The 17,057-nt window shown below is 55.2% G+C and carries 8 protein-coding genes; 7 read left to right on the top strand and 1 reads right to left on the bottom strand.

Annotated elements, in window-relative coordinates:
- Window positions 1-112: 112 nt before the first annotated feature.
- Together Q4501_RS09300 and Q4501_RS09295 are read left to right on the top strand one after the other, a co-directional pair.
- Window positions 113-688, top strand: coding sequence for an ACP phosphodiesterase (locus tag Q4501_RS09300; RefSeq protein ID WP_303595943.1), 576 nt, complete (start codon window positions 113-115; stop codon window positions 686-688).
- Window positions 685-1,299 (top strand): ATP-dependent zinc protease, encoded by a 615-nt coding sequence (locus Q4501_RS09295; RefSeq protein WP_303595942.1) that lies wholly within the window; start codon window positions 685-687, stop codon window positions 1,297-1,299. The genes Q4501_RS09300 and Q4501_RS09295 overlap by 4 nt, the downstream gene beginning before the upstream one ends.
- On the opposite strand, the gene Q4501_RS09290 is transcribed toward Q4501_RS09295, so the two are convergent.
- The gene (locus tag Q4501_RS09290) at window positions 1,296-2,129 is read right to left on the bottom strand and encodes an alpha/beta fold hydrolase (RefSeq protein WP_303595941.1); all 834 of its coding nucleotides are present in this window, start codon (window positions 2,127-2,129) and stop codon (window positions 1,296-1,298) included. The two genes, Q4501_RS09295 and Q4501_RS09290, sit on opposite strands and share 4 nt — an antisense overlap.
- 131 nt (window positions 2,130-2,260) lie before the next feature.
- Between Q4501_RS09290 and Q4501_RS09285 the strand changes: the two genes are divergently transcribed.
- The 5 genes from Q4501_RS09285 to Q4501_RS09265 all read left to right on the top strand — a co-directional run bounded on the left by Q4501_RS09285 (window position 2,261) and on the right by Q4501_RS09265 (window position 17,050).
- A complete protein-coding gene (locus Q4501_RS09285) occupies window positions 2,261-2,890 on the top strand; it encodes a LysE family translocator (RefSeq protein ID WP_303595940.1) in 630 nt (209 codons plus the stop codon).
- A gap of 702 nt (window positions 2,891-3,592) precedes the next feature.
- Window positions 3,593-4,189 carry a hypothetical protein gene (locus Q4501_RS09280; protein WP_303595939.1) on the top strand — a complete coding sequence of 199 codons (597 nt, stop codon included), beginning with the start codon at window positions 3,593-3,595 and terminating at the stop codon, window positions 4,187-4,189.
- A 1-nt stretch (window position 4,190) separates the two neighbouring features.
- Entirely contained in the window at window positions 4,191-14,033 is a 9,843-nt protein-coding gene (locus tag Q4501_RS09275; protein ID WP_303595938.1) for a DUF6603 domain-containing protein, read from the top strand.
- A 6-nt stretch (window positions 14,034-14,039) separates the two neighbouring features.
- On the top strand, window positions 14,040-16,079 hold the full coding sequence (locus Q4501_RS09270) for a hypothetical protein (protein WP_303595937.1): 2,040 nt from the start codon (window positions 14,040-14,042) through the stop codon (window positions 16,077-16,079).
- Window positions 16,076-17,050, top strand: coding sequence for a hypothetical protein (locus Q4501_RS09265; RefSeq protein ID WP_303595936.1), 975 nt, complete (start codon window positions 16,076-16,078; stop codon window positions 17,048-17,050). The genes Q4501_RS09270 and Q4501_RS09265 overlap by 4 nt, the downstream gene beginning before the upstream one ends.
- The last annotated feature ends 7 nt before the right edge of the window (window positions 17,051-17,057 follow it).

Genomic DNA, 17,057 nt, shown 5'->3' with positions numbered 1-17,057 from the left:
CATTAAAACACCGACAGTTAGGGCCTCGTGTAGCGGTTGGATATGGAAAAACGGTCAAGTTTGATGCAGTCTCAATAGTCACCATCAACACAAACATACCGGGATTCGAACGTTGAACCATCTCGCCCACCTTTTTCTTGCCCCGGACTCGCCCGAAGCACGGGTGGGCAGCCTGCTTGGGGACTTTACCCGGGGCGTGGATCTTGCGGCGTTGCCGCAGACCGTAAGGTTTGGCGTTCGACACCACCTGGCAGTGGACACTTTTACTGACAGGCACCCCGATGTATTGGCAAGCAAACGGCTTTTTTCCGGACAGCGACGCAAATTTGCGGGCGTGGCTCTGGATATTCTGTACGACCACTTTCTTTTGTGTCATTGGAGCGAGTTTACTGATACCGACCCGAACACTTTTATAAGGGACGTCTACAAGGAGCTACAAGCCAACGAAGATCTGATGACACCAGATATGAGCAGGACAACCCGGCACATGGTGGCGCACGACTGGTTTGGGTCCTACCGTAGTCTCGACAACATTGGATATGCGCTGGACCGGGTTGCAGCACGCATACGCTTCCAGAACTCGTTTACAGGCATCATTAACGAGATACGACCGCTGCACTCAGAACTTGAAGAACATTTTTTATCATTTTTCCCGGATTTACAGGAATTTGCAGGAGGAATTGAATGAAGTCCCTGATACCTTTATCACTCGCCACAGCACTTGTTTTTCCAGCGGTTGCATGGTCAGAAACAGCCCCAAAGAGCGAACCGTCAGTTCCCGAGACACTCGGCTTCGTAGAGTGGGTCGTGATGAACGACACAGGCCTGAGACTTAAAGCACGATTGGACACAGGTGCGAAAACGTCATCATTACACGCTGTGAACGTAGAAGAATTTAAACAAGACGATCAAAAGTGGGTGAAGTTCCAGATACCGCTGGCAGACCACAAAGATCACCCCTCAGAAGGCGATATTGACCACGAAGAGATCATTCTGGAGCTTGAACGACCGGTAGAACGCACAGTGCTTATAAAGCGCAAAGGCGCGCCGTCCCAGAGACGCTACGTGGTAATGATGGACTTCTGCATTGCCGGTGCCAGCCACAAAACCCAGTTTTCGCTTACCGACCGCGGCAACTTTTCCTATCCGGTGCTACTCGGCCGCCGCTTCATGAGAGACGACAATATTCTGATCGACTCCGCAGACAGCTTTATCGCTAACAAGGAATGCGAGTACATGAGCCTGGAAGAACTCGCGGAGGAGAATCAGGCCAAAATCGTCAGTACGGATGCAACTTAGTGATTGGTCTGGTCCCCTAAGGCAACGGGCACCAAATACTCATCAACAAAATCGCTGACCAGACGCACAACGACATCCGGCTTTTCCCGGTGTGGAACGTGTCCGCATTCGTTTAGCAGCTCTAAAACGCAGGGCCCGGCCGGGAGTGAGGTATAAAGTTCCGGGTGGGCGGCTGTCCCGAACTCGTCGTTCTCGCCGTGAATGGCGAGTACAGGGCAGCTCACTCGGGATAAGGTTTCGTTGAGGGTCCAATGCTGGAAGTTTTCTGATAGCCAGGTTCCCGTCCAGGCGCGCAGAACCCAGTCTGCCTTTTCACCGTGGTATTTTCTTAGACGATCGATCTGACCGTCCTGCGCAAAAACCTGTTCTGCATCTCGAATTCCTTTAACCGTAAGATCCTCAACAAACGCCTGGGCCGCTTCGGTGATTAGGGCAACACATCGATCGGGGAAAGTTGCTGCGCAAACGGCAGCCATAGCTCCGCCCACACTGTGCCCGAATGCGATAAAGCCTTTTATACCCAGCTCATCAAGTATCGCTGTGAACGGCCCGGTTGCCTCGCTAATGATGAAGTCTGATTCCAGCGCGTCCGCGCGGGCATAGGAGCGTCCGAACCCGGGGCGGTCATAGGCAATAACCTGGCGACCGAGCGAGCGTGCCAGCAGTTCCGGAAAATCCCGCCAGAGCTCAACACTTCCAAGGGAGTCATGAAACAGCACAACCGGTGCAGTGGTTGCGGGTTTGATGCCTGAAACCGGCGTCCAGCTCTTTACAAAGAGCTCGCCGTCAGAGGTCGAAATAAAGCGTTCGGTTGCTGATACGGAAGGCATGGCTTTTATTCCTGTCAGAGCGTATGCGGATCAGGGAGCAAGATAGTCCACGAGCGACTGGGATGGAAGGTTTGGATGAATTAACATGTATTCTCCCGAGCCCGCCATATTTTATTAGTGAGTGCAGCAACGTGTCGTTTTTGAACCTGTCTTTGTTGTCGGCCTTCATCCCGACCTTTTTTATTGTCTCGATCACACCCGGTATGTGTATGACTCTGGCATTGTCGCTGGGCATCACTATTGGCGTGCGGCGGGCAATGTGGATGATGGCAGGCGAGTTGGTAGGGGTGGCTATAGTTGCATCGGCCTCAGCAATTGGCGTCGCAACCTTTATGCTGCGTTACCCGGCCGCATTTGAATTGTTCAAATACGCCGGCGGCGCTTACCTTATCTGGTTGGGCATCCAGATGTGGCGCTCACGAGGCAAGATGGCCATGCCCGAGGGCGACGCAGTGCCTAACACTGCATCGCGGTGGCAGCTCGCAGCGCAGGGGTTTATTACTGCAATTGCCAACCCTAAAGGCTGGGCTTTTTTTGTTGTATTGCTGCCCCCGTTTATTGACAGCTCCTTGCCTGTTGCGCCGCAGTTGAGCGCGCTGGTCATTATCATTCTCACGCTCGAGTTTGCCTGCCTACAGATATACGCCCACGGTGGTAAAACCCTGAGTCGTGCACTGAGAAAAGGGGGCAGTGTTCGCCTCGCAAATCGCATATCCGGAAGTTTAATGATGCTGGTAGGCGTGTGGCTGGCGCTGGGCTAATTACGCATTCTTGTGCTCTTTAATCAATTTATTAAAAATAATTTGCTCGATTGTTTTTGTCGCCCCACTGCAGTGCCAATATCATTTTAATAAAACAACTCTGCTTTAATGACTCTGAATTTTATTTTCTGCGCATGATATTTTTACCTGCCGACAACTTGGTTAACAATCAGCGTAAGTTGTAAGTTAAGTCCTATAAATAATGCACATTTGTAAAATCCCTAATAAATAATAACTCATATGCATTATTATTTATTAAATCCCTTGCAGTAATGAAGACGCGTCCTCCAGGGCGCCTGATCAACTAGAAGATTGATAATCTGGGGGGTTGGCGCGGAGTTTACCAGCAACAACAGTTAACAATTTTGTTTCGAAGTTGGTTTGCAAGCATCCGATTCGCTCTAAGTGTCAATGTTATAGACATGTATAGTTTTAGCTAGATGAATGATGTAAGACCAGCTGTTTTGATCCTGGCGTTTATGTCTTGCTGTAAAATAAGTTGGAACTTTTTTGCACACTGCCAAACCTTGCCTATACTGATCCCTGTCATAGTAAGTTGTCATGACGCTGTTTGCTGTTAATGGGCCTTGGGCCCGAATCCACGCAACAGGGTTTTGATTGTGCAGTCCGGTCAATCGGAGGAAAGGAAGCTGATCCTCCGCCGGTCAATTAGCCTGCGTACACTTGCCGCGAGGGAAGGCTATGGCAACGTTCGCTAGATCTTCACTAATCGATTTCAGTCGTTATAAATGGCTGAAACCTCTGGATGCCAGCCTGCTTCTTGATATTGGCGACCGGTCTCCTGACTTGCTCTCCGTTCCAACCAAAGATGCCCAGGAAGTTCTCAGTAAAACCGTGCGGCTGGTCTTGGATCTTCCCCGAAATTCAACACCTCTAGTGGTTTGGACTCAGGGCGACAGTGAGCTTCTGGTTCATAGCGATCAAACTCGTATCGGCTTTTCCAGTGGCGTGGTGGCTTTGCGTATTACCGTTGAGTGCGAAGAGCACGGAAAGCTGGTTGTGCCTGTTCCTATAGGTGTCGGGACGAGTCAATCGCCCACTGGGCTAATTATGTCCACCTTCGAAGATCTTGAAGGCCCCACCGAACTGGTTGACGCCTGGCGCGATGCGTTGATTGCGTTTGCCTGGGAAGCCTTGCTGGAGATCGCCCGCGTTATTTGTGCAGAAGTAGGGAACGACAAGCGTGGATTGCCGCTTGTACCAGGGTCGATAGGTGCATCGCCAGACCGGCTTCTGTTACAGCCGGTTTCCCGTTTCTCGTTATTGCCGGGAGCCTGACATGGGTGCACAACCGAATCTCGATGTGTTTGCGACTCTGGCGGAGGCCGTTGGGCTGACGCGCGACGGAGATCTTCAGGGACAGTGGTTTCAGGATCCGCTAGGCCGACCTGATGGGGCCCGGCGTGGCTTGAGTTCCATGATGTATCGCGACGATCAGCGTGATGCTCTGATCGAATTTGTAGACGATGTGCTGGGCGGCGCTGAACGTGACTCTGTGGGAGACGCAATCTGGGTACCGCTTTTCAATGATGCTGGTGCCACTATTTTCGTCGTTGTCCAGGAGGCCAGCGACCGTGTGCTGGTCGGATTCGGTATTGAATACGAGAGCGGCGGTCAGGCTCCTTCTGTCGCTGTTCGAGCTCATGTTCCAGTATTCCAGTTTGAGCGTCAGAACGCTGATACCAGCGAGCCCCTGGGGACGGGCGCTGATCCTGAGTGGCTCGCGCTCGGTCAAAGCGGCGCGAATATCGACATATCTCTGGAAGTCGGCATTTCGAACGAGGCACCGGCACCGGGCGAGCTGTTCATCGGTGGTGTTTACCTGGGACTTCACCTTCCAACCGATCCTTCCGACGATCTGACGTTCAGTGTGGGTTTCCGTCGCCTCCAGTTACCTGGCAGCAGCGCACCGAAAGACTTCGATTTAACCGTTGATTCCATCGACGAACTCGGCGGCGACTTCCTTGAATTCATGACCGGCCTTATCCAGGCACAGGCTGAAGCACTGGATTCAACCAACCCCGCTACGGCTCCGTTCGCCGCGCTAACGGGCTTGGCCGGGCTCAGAGCCGTAAACAACATTCCGGTATTTCCTCTGGAACAACTGATTTCGAGCGGAATTCCGGCGGTAACACACTGGCTTGAATCCATCCTGCTGAATACCGATTCCCGGAATGCCTGGCTTGGACAATGGGCCGAGTTACTTGGGGGTGCGATCAACACCACTCGCAGCTCGATCGAGTTCAGCAACGGCCAGCTAACCGGGTCTGTCGGTTTGCGAATGCAATCGTCTTCGGGCGGCGGACTGATCGTCACGCCCTGGATGGAGGGTTCATTGCGTCCTCAGTCCGGAGCTGAGGTCAACGCTCACGTGGATCTACTAACGTTGCAGACCCAGGCGTCATCCGTCACGGCGTTACCCAATTTGTCGCTATCTGCAGTCTTCGGGCAAGAGGCAGGTCTGGGATCCGGGCTTCTTACGGGTGATCCGGGGCTGGGCTCCGTCAAGGTGGGCTTGGTTCTGTCCGATGGCAGACCCGCTTTTGCGCTGACGGCGCACGATGTGACCCTGGGGGGCGTGAGTCACGAGCTGCTGGACCTCTCCAGCCCCGAGGCTGCACTGGACGCCGCCGATGGTGTGGTTGATACCGCTCTGGTTGCCGCACTGAACAGTCTGGGAAGGCCCGGAGAAATTTCCGCCCTGGTTTTGGGGCTTGATCCGCCAGCCGGTATCAGCGGGCCATCAGCGATTGATTTGCTCACCGACCCGCTGGGCCGGATTTCTGGGTATTGGAACTCTTTGCGAGGGTCCTCGGCATCGATGAATCTCGTTTTGACTGCAATACAGGAACTTATAACTGGTTCTTCATCTCCGGTATCAGGAAGTGGTACCTCAGAAAACCCATGGCAAATCAATCTTGACCCGGTCAATTTTCTTGTCGCTCTGGATGGTGACTGGGTTCATTTCGATCTTCAGGCGAGTGTAGAGCAGGGCGTATTTGAAGGGAAAGCCGCAGAGGTGTTTTTTGAAGCACGCCTGCTTAAAGTAAATTTCAGCAGCCCGGCCGTTGAGTTTTTCAGCCGGGTAAAAGCGGGCGCAAGGCTAAGGGAGTCGGGCGAAGACACCCTCAGGCTGGACCTTGGGCCGATAGACCTCCTCACCCGTTCGATGGGCGTAGCGCTAGGCTGGACTGCATCCGGGGGACTGAATGCAAAGGTGGAAGCGCCGGAACTTCGCGTTGAACTGGAGTCCGCTCAGGATTCCATCAGCTCGACCGTTTCTATACCGGTTCCACTCCCGGAGTTCCATAACGACGGCAGTGTGACCTTTGCGCCAGACTGGGCTGCTATTGAACAGGCCATCGCGGCGCTGCTGCTGCGCATGGAGTCCCCCGTAATCAATGTGGGTCTTGACCTGGCAGGCTGGTCGGGCTCGGGCGCACGCCTTTCTCTCGCCACGTTGCTCTCTGATCCCAAGTCCGCCCTTGAGTCCTGGCTCGGGAGTCTTGTCCTCAATTGTGACCATGTCCGTGAAGCCATGGTTCCGTTGGCTTACCTTTTGAGCGGATTCAGGCAGAAGGCTCCACTGGGCACAGGCAATGAGCGGACACCGTTCCGCGCAGCCATAGCCGCCGAAGCCCAGGCACCGGGCATTGCAGTATGGCTGGATCCCGGCTGCGCTATCCCTCATGGGCGTTATGAGCCTGCAGCCGGCTACTTTGACTACAGCGAGGCGCCAGAGCCATCAACCATGGCGGCGGCCCTCAAATCCGCAGGGGCCGCGCTGCCGGATCTTGATGACTTGATGACGGGCAGGAATAGTCTGGGAGATGGTTTCCAGGCGTTGCTGGATCGTCTCACGGGCACCGATGGCCTGCTTGGCAGGCCGGCGTCACTGCCGGACGGCGTTAACGGTGTCGATATACCCGGTCTCAGTTACCGCGAGTTGGTGGCATACGGTGTTCTGAACCTGTTACCCCAGGAGGCGGCTGGTATTGCTCCGGATTCAGTGCTCTATGTGGGTTGCGAGGATATCTGGGCAGATTGTTTCGGAACAGACAGTTTCGACGCCCGAACCACCAGCGGAAACCCGGTAATTCCGGCCTCGGCTCAAGGCCGCTGGTCAATTTGTCTTCCCGGCTTTGCAGCCGCTGCTTCAGCACGACCTGATCGTGGCGCCGTCGAGGAGCAGGCACACCGGTTGATCATTGTGCTGGAAGATCGTCTTGAACCCGTTACGGTTGTTGCATTTGGTGCTGCAGGTGCAGCGGTCATCAGGGCTGCCAACTCCATAGCCAACATAGATCATGTGATCACAGTCGGCACGCCGTGGAGCCCGGTTTCATTGAATGGATTAATCTCGGGGTTGAGTGGCGACGCCCTCAGAGTGATTGAGCTGATTCGGCGCCCCAATGAAGAAACTCTTGCAGAAGAGGAAATCGCGGGCGAATCAGGGCCTGTGTTGCAGTTCGGGTATGTCATCGACCGTGCCGTTACTGCAGCAGGGTTTACAGCCGAGCAGTTAGGTGGGCTGCCGCGCGCAGATGAGCAAACCCGCCGCACGGGAATGCCCGTTCATGCCGTGTTTGGTTCACTGGATGCAGACACACTCGAAACCGGAATGGCCGCATTGATTGCGGATGCAATTGAGTACCGGTACGAACAGTTTGAAACGCCCGAGACACCACCGCAAAAGCTTCACCTCGGTGTCGATCTTCCGGTCTTCGACGCGGATCTTGGCGGCGTACTTGTTGGCGCTGGCGCAATTCTGGAACTTGCCACCTGTGACAGGGGAGAGAGCGGTGATGGCTTTGCAGTACAGACAGAGCGCCAACTAATTGTTGATCTGCACTTTGGCGTTCACGACGGCTGGTTGATCGGGGGTCCAGGTGCGGAACAGGCGGATATTGAAGTGCGCTGGATTTCTGTCCGGCTATATTTGCCCCTCCAGGGCAGCGCCCGGGTTTCGGGCGCAAGGATAACGCTTCATGAGGCCAACTGCTTTGGTGTACGCAAAGAGCGGTGGGTGATCCAGAATGGCGCGGACCTGGCGGATGCCATCCTGCCAACGCCTGAGATCCACCTGATCATGGCCGAAGTGGTCTCGCGCTTGTCATCGGCATCGTCGTCACTGTCACAACTGTTGGCGGATGTCGGGCTGGTTCAGTCCGGAGGCTATAACCCGGAGGGTCTGGATGAGCTTATTGTAGACGCCGGTTCTGCGGTATCTGCGGCATTAGGCAGTTCTTCTGAGTCCATGGCCAATGCCGTTCGCGCTCTGGGTGGCTTTTCCGGCACAGGTGCTGAAATTTCATGGGCCATCGATGCGGCTAGCATTACGGTAAATCTTGACACTCGAAACATCCGGGTGAGTGTCGAACACATCGCGGGGGATTTAGCGCCCATCTCTTTGTCTGTGGCGGTGTCTGCCGCTTCCGCATCCCTATCGGCCGGCCTTGGGCAAATACGCGAAGATGCAGGAGGGATTCGGTTAACAGGAGGCGCGGAAACCGGCTCTGCAGCCGCAAACCTTGGAATTGAATGGCGGTTGCCGGGTGCACCTGCAACCAGAACCATCAACCTGCTCGCGCCAACCCAGCTTGACGAGCTCGCAAGGCTTGGCGCCTCTTTGATTCCCGCAACACTTGTTGCCGGATTCGCTGACCACCTCCGTGACAACGCGTCTGAAAACGCCCGGCAAGCCATTGACGCCTTGTTGAGCAGCCTCGACTTGCTGGCGCCAGCATCGGAACTCGCAACTCAGAGAATCCTGCTGCCCTGGGCTTTATTCCTCGACCCGGTAAGCTGGTTGAAGTTTGGAACCCGACAATGGGCCCTCGATCCTTTCGGCCAGTCGGTCCAAACCTTGAATGCCTTGGGGCAGCTGCTGATTCCAGGTTTTTCGGGCGATGGGTACGAGCTAAGCAATGAGGTCGCTGTCGGCTATGGTGTCAACGACGGTCGGCTTGAGTTAGCGGTCAACGTAGAAGCCCGCCATGCTCTGGGGCCAACTCCAGTAAGCATATCGGTTGCGGGTGGACTGTCGATTACGACATCCGGTTCGGTTGCGCCCACTATGGCAACGACCGTTACGTTTGACGGCAAGGGCTTGTCGCTGACTGTGTCTCCGGACGTCCGCATTGACCTGATTCGCGCGGATCCGGCAGCACCAATGCCTGTCTATCCATCGGGACCGGGAATAGGCGCTCTCCTTTCCACGGGGGCAGGCATGGCCATTCCTGTGGTCTTGAACGCGCTGATTGCCGAGCGCAATGATCCCGCGCCATCGTTAACAAAAGATGTGGCCGCTGCCATTTATGAACTGGGCAGCGCGTTGGATCTGCTCGAATCAGACCAATTCGCCGACGCCAGTATACAGGTGTTCGCCGCCAACCCGGCGGGCGTTCTGCTCGCCCGATTGCCAAACCTGGTGGTGTCTGCCGTTGATCAATTGGCGAATGCCCTTGATCCATCCAGCACTTTTATCAGCGCATCGTCGGTAGGGCCGGGCATCTCCCGGTTGGCTCTGGGTAGTTCAGACCCGGTGGCGATTACGCTCGATGCCAGTGGTTCTGGCCCCGCCATCGAAGTTTCGGCATTCCTGACGATTACCGATGTCGGAACTATCGGGTTTGAGAAGATTCGGTTAAGCGAATCCGGGGTTCAGGTGTCTGTTTCCTATACAGCATCGGGCTTTGATCTTGGCAACGGTCTGATACTGCGACCTGTTGCCCGTGTTGATGCGGGCATATCCGGTTCCGGTTTTCAGAGACTGGCTGCCATTGGCCTGGCGACCGATGGCGTAGGCGATCAATCCGTGCAATTCCGGTGGGCACTAAACCAGACTCCACCCAGAATGGCCCTGGTCGCAAAAAGCGCTACCGGTGAAACCGAGAACACAGATCCCGCTTCAGTTGCCCTGGCGCTACTTTCCCAGGCTATCTCCATGGCGGCCGGCGTTACGCTTGATGCAATGGGCACTCTGGGCAGCGACACCGTCGATGCTCTGCAGAACGTTCTCTTCACAGGCAACTCCGCCACCCTCGACCCAACCCTGTTTGACGACTTTTCAAATGCAGACCGGATGCTGCAGCGGCTGTTCCAGTTAGGCTTCAACCTGGCAGACAAAAACCTGAAGATCACGATCGACAACAAAATAGAGGTCGGATTCACCCTGAATGGGAACCAGGTGGGGGTGTTCCTCTCGTTGCCTGAAGGTGAACGAATAGCGCTGAACAGCAGTGACCCAACGGTGGATCTTGAAGTTGTTGCAAACTGGATTAACTCGCCAGGCATTGCGCCGGGATTATCCATTTTTCTGTTGGAGAAAGTGGACGAACGCCTGGAACTAAACGCGGGGTTCTCACTTGCTGGCCTCGGGGTCCGGGTCGGTAAAAATTCAGGCCCGCTTCTGAACCTGGGAATCATGAGTATCGATGCCATAGGGGTTCATATATACGGCGAAGCCACCTCTGCCGGGCCTGGTGGTGGTGTACAGGTACAACTTGACGGTCTGGCGATTGTACCTTCGGCAGCAGGCGGCGATAACGCGGTTGCAAACACCATTATGAGCGATGCGGGTAATGATGCTTCTCCTGCCGCTCGCCCGGCATTCAGCCCGTCTTTGGCAATTCAAAAACCACCAGGGCAGGGTCTTGGTATTTCCCTTAGCGCTGGAGATCAGCCCGGGCCATGGTGGTTAACCATCCAACGACAGCTTGGGCCTCTGTACCTTGAGCAATTCGGGTTTGACGTAGCCGAAGCGAACGGCACCGTTACCGGCATTTCACTGCTATTCGATGCACGCATCTCCCTGTTTGGCCTGACAGCATCCGTTGACGAGCTCGGGCTGCATTGGCTCGGCGGAGATCTATTTGAACTGAATAACTGGGCTGTCGATCTCCAGGGCTTGGGCGTGGCAGGGGACTTTTCGGGCTTGTCGATTTCAGGTGGGCTTCTGAAAACCGAACTTGATGGAAAGATCGGTTATCTTGGCATGCTGTCGGGGCGGTTTGGTGTCTATGGGCTTTCGTTATTCGGGGGCTACAACGAAGACAATGGATTACCGTCTTTCTTCGTATTTGGTGCCATTCAGGGGCCGATTGGCGGGCCGCCGGCATTTTTTCTGACGGGTATCGGCGGGGGGCTCGGGATCAAGCGCGGCCTCCGTGTGCCCGACGACCTTTCAAAGTTCGGCGAATACCCGTTCATCAAAGCACTGGACCCTTCTGCCAGCGCATCAAGTGACCCCCTGGAAGAACTGCGGCAATTGGCTGCGTATTTCCCGCCGGAACCCGGAAATTTCTGGTTTGCTGCAGGCATCAGCTTTACCAGTTTTTCACTGGTCGACGGCGTCGCCGTTCTTTCAGTGTCCATTGGAAACGGTCTGGAGTTGAACCTGTTTGGTTTGGCGAGATTAGCACTCCCCAGACCACAAGCTGCTCTGGTGTCGATTGAACTAGGCCTATTAGCCCGATTCTCGTCGTCGGAAGGGCTTTTCCTGATTCAAGCACAGCTTACTGATAACAGCTGGCTGCTGTACCCCGAAGTGCGACTGACCGGCGGTTTTGCCTTTGCAACCTGGTGGTTGGGGCCAAATGCGGGCCAGTTTGTTCTGACTCTGGGCGGCTACCACCCCAGCTTCCACCGGGACGGATATCCGGTGGTTCCGAGGCTCGGGCTTCAGTGGCGAGTGACCGATGAAATTGTCATCAAGGGTGAAGCGTATTTTGCGTTGACCTCTGAAGCACTGATGGCGGGTATTGATGTCGAAGTCAGTGCAGATTTTGGTTGGGCCTGGGCAAGGATAGCGTTTGGTGCCTACGCCATTGTCTATTTTGACCCTTTCTACTTCCAGGCGGGAGCCTACGCCAGAATATCGGCCGGCGTCAGAATTAAAACCTGGTTCGGCACTATCCGCATCAGCGTAAGCCTGGGCGCCCAAATTCAGGTGGAAGGGCCGGACTTCAAAGGTAGGGCCACTCTCGAAATCGGGCCTTGCGATTTCACGGTAAGGTTTGGAGGCTCGCGCGAAATCCGGGAGCCATTCATCGTCTGGGATGATTTTGTAGCCAAGTATCTGGAAGAAGCAGGATCGGGCAGGGCGCGAACTCTTTCCGGTATTTCCGGCAAGGGTAGCTTGCCCGCTTCGACCGATGGCGCCAACTCGGCACCCTCCAGTGACGGCAGCCTGGCAAAGCCATTTGAAGTCTTTGCTGAATTTGAGGTCTCAATTGTCGCGTCGGCACCGATCACCGAATTCGATTTTGGTGATTCTGAGGGTTTTTTCGAAGTTGATGGATTACGCGTGAATAAAGTTATCTCACCCAAGCTGCCAGACTCAACGATAGTGACCATGGGTATCAGCCCAATGAATGCTTCCGGGCTCAAAGGCACTCTCAAGGTCAGGCTTTCGCGATGGGACGGAGAAGACTGGATAGATGAAACATTGCGGCTGCGTCCTTTAGTTAAAGGAATGGTAGACGAAAAAGTATCCAAAGAAGGTCCTACCTATGGCATGGAAGCCTTCCCGATTGGCGTTTGGGGCACCGCAGAAGATCACGAGTCGTCCACGAGTGCTCTCCCCAAAGGCGACGTTATATTCGCAGGCAGCAGGTTAAAACTCGTCGCTGCGGCGGATATGAGCACTCAAACCGGCCCGGAAATAGATTACTACCGTGTCGAGACAGGCCGCAGACTCCTGCCGTTATCTGCCACCGGCAATCGCCGCCAGAACAACATCGATCGGGGCGCATCCATGGGGCTTTCTGCCAACGTCAACTCTGTGTCTGATGCGTTTAATGAGGCCCGGAAATACCTGTTTGCAGAGGGTGTACGAGAAGTGCCCGAAGGTTTGCTTGCCGTTGGATCACGGAGCACAAAATCCCAGGCCATCTATGAAAGTTCAAGAACCGCACCACCTATGTTTGGTTCCCTGATGGATGGGCTTGAACCATTCAATGCTGAGAACGCCTCAGTAAGCGTGATGGCGACAGGCGCAACCGTAGCTCCGCGGAAACCCGCCAGGCCATTCGTGACTGGTGTTATGACCAGCGGTGCCGGTGTGGCTTTGCGAGCGGTGACCACCTCAGTTTCGGATGGGCGAATCAAGCGCAGGCCTGCACCTTCCATCGAATCTGTGCGTGGCCGCCTGGGTCGTAGTTTGCCGATCAAGCTCAACCTTACTCACGCTCCCTCGCGCATGAGCAACGAGACCGTTGTACTCCGGGGTTCACTACCACACACCAGCATTGCGGGCCTTTCGCAAACGTACCTTGGGGACCGCGTAGGCTCGGGTGCTGGAACCGGCTATGTAAAAGGTCTGGTTTCCGGGCCAGCACCCCAGGCGCCTCAAACCAGCCTGCGACCCGGTGACTTCGTCACAATGCGCTGCCCGGATGCAGCGATTGACACAGGTACTGCCCGTCCTCACCTGCGCATTTCCGGTTTCGCTCGCGTTGTCATGTTGCTTGGCAATGGTGCCGTGCTTCATGACACCACGCTTCAAGACTCGAAACTTGAAGTGCCTGCCCAAACCAGCCTCATCGCGGTGCAGGCCAGCGGAGGCGGCGATGGCCGTGCGACGGGGCTGCAGGTACAAGGCTGGCACGATCAGTCACGACTGATACGGTTGTCCGGACGGTCAGCGCTGGGCGCAGGCTGCGTACTCATACTCAACGGCACCAAAGGCCGCACCCGGATAGGTTGGAACATCGCGCAGGATATAGTGCGCGGTGCGGCCTCCGTTTCAACCCGTTTTGGCTCTCATGTCACCTGCATTGGTGTGGTCCTGAAGGGCGCCAGCTCCAACGCTTTGAATGATGTTGAGGTTGAACTATACGGAGCGACTCACCGAACAGAACCCGTGGAGCCCATCGTGGTTCAGGCCGGCGCCAGATCCATTCTTCTGTTCGATGTAATCCCGGATGGAAAAAGTCCAGGCATTTCAGTTCGCGTCATTCAGGGTGGCGCAAAGGAAATAGCCGGCATGATAGCGGCAGTTTCTGACGCAGATTCTCTTGCAGAACTTGTTGCTGAAAAGGGGTTGCCCGTCACCGTTTCACGCTTACGGGCGGTGTCGGACAAGAGCTGTGATATCGAATGGATTCCGGTGGAGGAGTGAAAGCACATGCCTGTTGGTGAAGGAAAATTCAAGCTTCATGCCAAATTGGCGGCGCCATTAACAGCCGGTTTGTGGCGGCTGAGAGCAGATCAGCATTTCACGGCACAATCCGGGGATACACCGCTCGATGAGAGCGACCTGCGCGTGAATCAGGAAAACGTGCACTTGCGCATACGATCGCCCCGATATCTTCTGCCACCGGACCAGATTCTGTCTACCTACCCACCTGCAAACTCATTCGGGAGCTATGGAAGCCGCTTACCGCAGGTGGTGATCAAACGCCGAACGCTGCCTTGGGAAAGAAGCCTTGATGGTGCGCCAGAAAACACTCCCTGGCTTGCTCTGGTTCTGATTGCCGAGGGCGAAGCAAAACTTGAATCCTCAGTGGATGTGAACAACTGCGTAACAGCGGGTGTGGAACTGAAAGGCCTGAAAGAGGTTGCGAAAGGCAATTGTCTGGTTGCCAAAAGGTCTCTGATTAACAGTGTATTCCCTACCAAGAACGATATTGATCTGCTGGCCCATGCGAGGGAAGTGGACATCCGGGACACTGAATTGATGATGGGTGATGACGATGGGTTCCTCGCTGTCGTGATCAGTAACCGTCTGCCGTTGCCAGGAAAGGACGAAGAAGGAAACGACGCACCAGTTAAATACCTGGCGTGCCTGATTAATCTAGAAGGCCAGTACGATGTGTTACTTAATCGCTCGCCAGATCCCGCACCCGCCTTCGCAACGCCGTTCCTGTTCAAGACCCTTCTGTATCAGGAACAGCCTGCGCAGGATGATCATCGGGTTATGGGAACGGCACTTGCACCCGGAGGTCCGGGTATCAACCCTGTAGATCTGGGTGAACTGACCAATCCGGTACCATTAGCACAAGGAATCAAAGGCTCTCGCAGCACCCGGTACCAATCCGGTGCTGCGGTGGGCGCGGGGGCAAAGCCCTTTGCGGGCAGCGGTCAATGGTCAACATCTTCACCGGTGATCAACACATCGGCGAAAGTTTCCCTGCAGATGGCAGAGCCTTTTCGCATTGTCGATGATTTTCAAATGCATCCTTATGATCCGGAATATCGTTTCCCGGTTCTTTTACACTGGAGCTTTACCACAACGGGCGATACCACTTTCCGTTCCCTGATGACCAACCTTGATTCCCGTTTGCTTGGCGACAAGGGCGGTTCTGCAAAGCCTTCAAATGGGCGGCTTCCCCTTGAAGTTGCCGAGAGCGGACATGTCGGGCTGGGGCATCAGACACGCGAAGGCGACCGGGTACGGGCCTGGTATCGCGGTCCTCTGGTACCACACCCTACGAAAAACACCGGCTCTGACAGGCTGAAGCTTGCGCATAGTTCGGACCAACTCAGGATCGTTATCCCCGATGGCCGCGAAGACCTCTCGCTGGCAACGGCCTTCGAAATCGGGCGTTTACTGACGCTTTCGCAGCCCTCCATTATTGCCTCACTGATGCGCTGGCGTCAGGCGGATTACCACGCGGCACGTCTGCATTCGCTAATGGCCAGTAACCGAAGCCTTTGGGAAGAGATGCTGGGTGTCGGTTTTGAAAAGATCGACGCTCACAAAATTGGCCCCCTGGTAGGCCGGTTATTTGCAGACGCCATCGTCAAAAACCCGGATCAGTTCCTTGGCAACCCCCTAGCTCGTGTTACGCCCGGTCGACCGCTGGAGTTCGAGGGCAAGGCAAGCGCCGTGCTGGCGCGAGGGCTTGGGTTGGAAAAGTCTCTTTTTACCGGGGATCTGAGCAAGGTACTCAATGGGCTGCGTGATGCCAAGATTCCGAGGGACGACTTGCTGTTAAACGAACTGGGGCTCGTCGATGTTCGGGACACCCTCGGAGTGGATCTGGACAAACAAAGGATCGATCTGGTTTCCGGTGCGCTTTCAAACAAATTACTGGACGACCACCTGACGGGCCCGGCTTTCCCGGTGACAGAACGCTTCAGGGTAGACGTCCTGAACGACAATCTGGATGTAATCCTGCGTGACCCAAGGCGTCATGGCTTCACGGATGAGGACGAATCATGATCAATATAAGCAGCGATATTCTTGAACACCTTGGCGCTGAAATTGTAAATGCGGAGCGACGTCCCTTTACAGAATTCAAGCCTGACGAAAACACCGCTATGCCGGCAGAACTCAGAAACTGGCTCGTTCGGCTGCGGTTACTGGAAGGTGTGCCTTTTGCCAACCTGGTTGCCGACAGCGAACTGCTTCCACAAGAGTCAATTCGCTGGTTTTATCTGGATCGACGTTGGACAGACGCCGTCGTGCAAGGTGCGCTGAGTGTCGGCACCGTGAACAGCGACGACCGAATACAAATCGATGCCCAGTACCCCGCTATTCGCGCAGAGCTGGATACCGAGGAACGGAATGTTCGACGAGTCGAAGGCATGGCCAGATTCGCAGGGCAGCCAGGCCCCATCAGCGGCTTTCTTTTGCGCTCTTCGGCCGTATCCGGCTGGCCAGGTTTTCATGTCCGTGCATTCAATGTCGATCTGGAAGACCGCGAAGATGACCGATTCCCGGAGGACGATCCCCGTCGAATGCGCCTGTTGCGCCTTGAACGTCTGGCCCCGGCGGTGTTGCTTTGCATGTTTGACGGCATCCCCAAGGTCGTCCACATCGAGGAGCCAAGACAGGGCGTTCAATTCGGATTTATGCATGAGGACAATGGCAATCAGCGCTCTGCCAAGCTGCGCCCCCGTAACAAGGATGACTTTGAATACCTTGATGAAGATGGCGCAAAGGATATAGACGTTCCTTTCCGGGTTGGCTCATCTGGCGTGGTGGATATTCGCCGTTTGTCTGAAGACCTTGCGGCACATGATGAGACAGGTGCCAACGATGACGGTCTGGACAGTGCCGAATACGCTCTCCAGCTAATCCGCTTTCCATGGCGGCAGGTGTTTGGCGAAGTTCAGGTGCCGCCGGTCCATGAAATGTTCCGGCCTTCCATCGAGTATGTGTCGATGGTCAATACCACCTTCAAACTGTGAGGCCGGC

Origin of the sequence: Marinobacter sp. 2_MG-2023, assembly GCF_030546935.1 — a bacterium.
GTDB lineage: Bacteria > Pseudomonadota > Gammaproteobacteria > Pseudomonadales > Oleiphilaceae > Marinobacter.
The sequence above is the reverse complement of the archived record's forward strand: the minus strand, read 5'-3'. Positions and strand labels throughout refer to the sequence as shown.

Coding starts and splice junctions, on each gene's coding strand:
- Q4501_RS09295 (WP_303595942.1), top strand. CDS start 685: ATGAAGTCCCTGATACCTTTATCACTCGCCACAGCACTTGTTTTTCCA.
- Q4501_RS09280 (WP_303595939.1), top strand. CDS start 3,593: ATGGCAACGTTCGCTAGATCTTCACTAATCGATTTCAGTCGTTATAAA.
- Q4501_RS09265 (WP_303595936.1), top strand. CDS start 16,076: ATGATCAATATAAGCAGCGATATTCTTGAACACCTTGGCGCTGAAATT.
- Q4501_RS09290 (WP_303595941.1), bottom strand. CDS start 2,129: ATGCCTTCCGTATCAGCAACCGAACGCTTTATTTCGACCTCTGACGGC.
- Q4501_RS09275 (WP_303595938.1), top strand. CDS start 4,191: ATGGGTGCACAACCGAATCTCGATGTGTTTGCGACTCTGGCGGAGGCC.
- Q4501_RS09270 (WP_303595937.1), top strand. CDS start 14,040: ATGCCTGTTGGTGAAGGAAAATTCAAGCTTCATGCCAAATTGGCGGCG.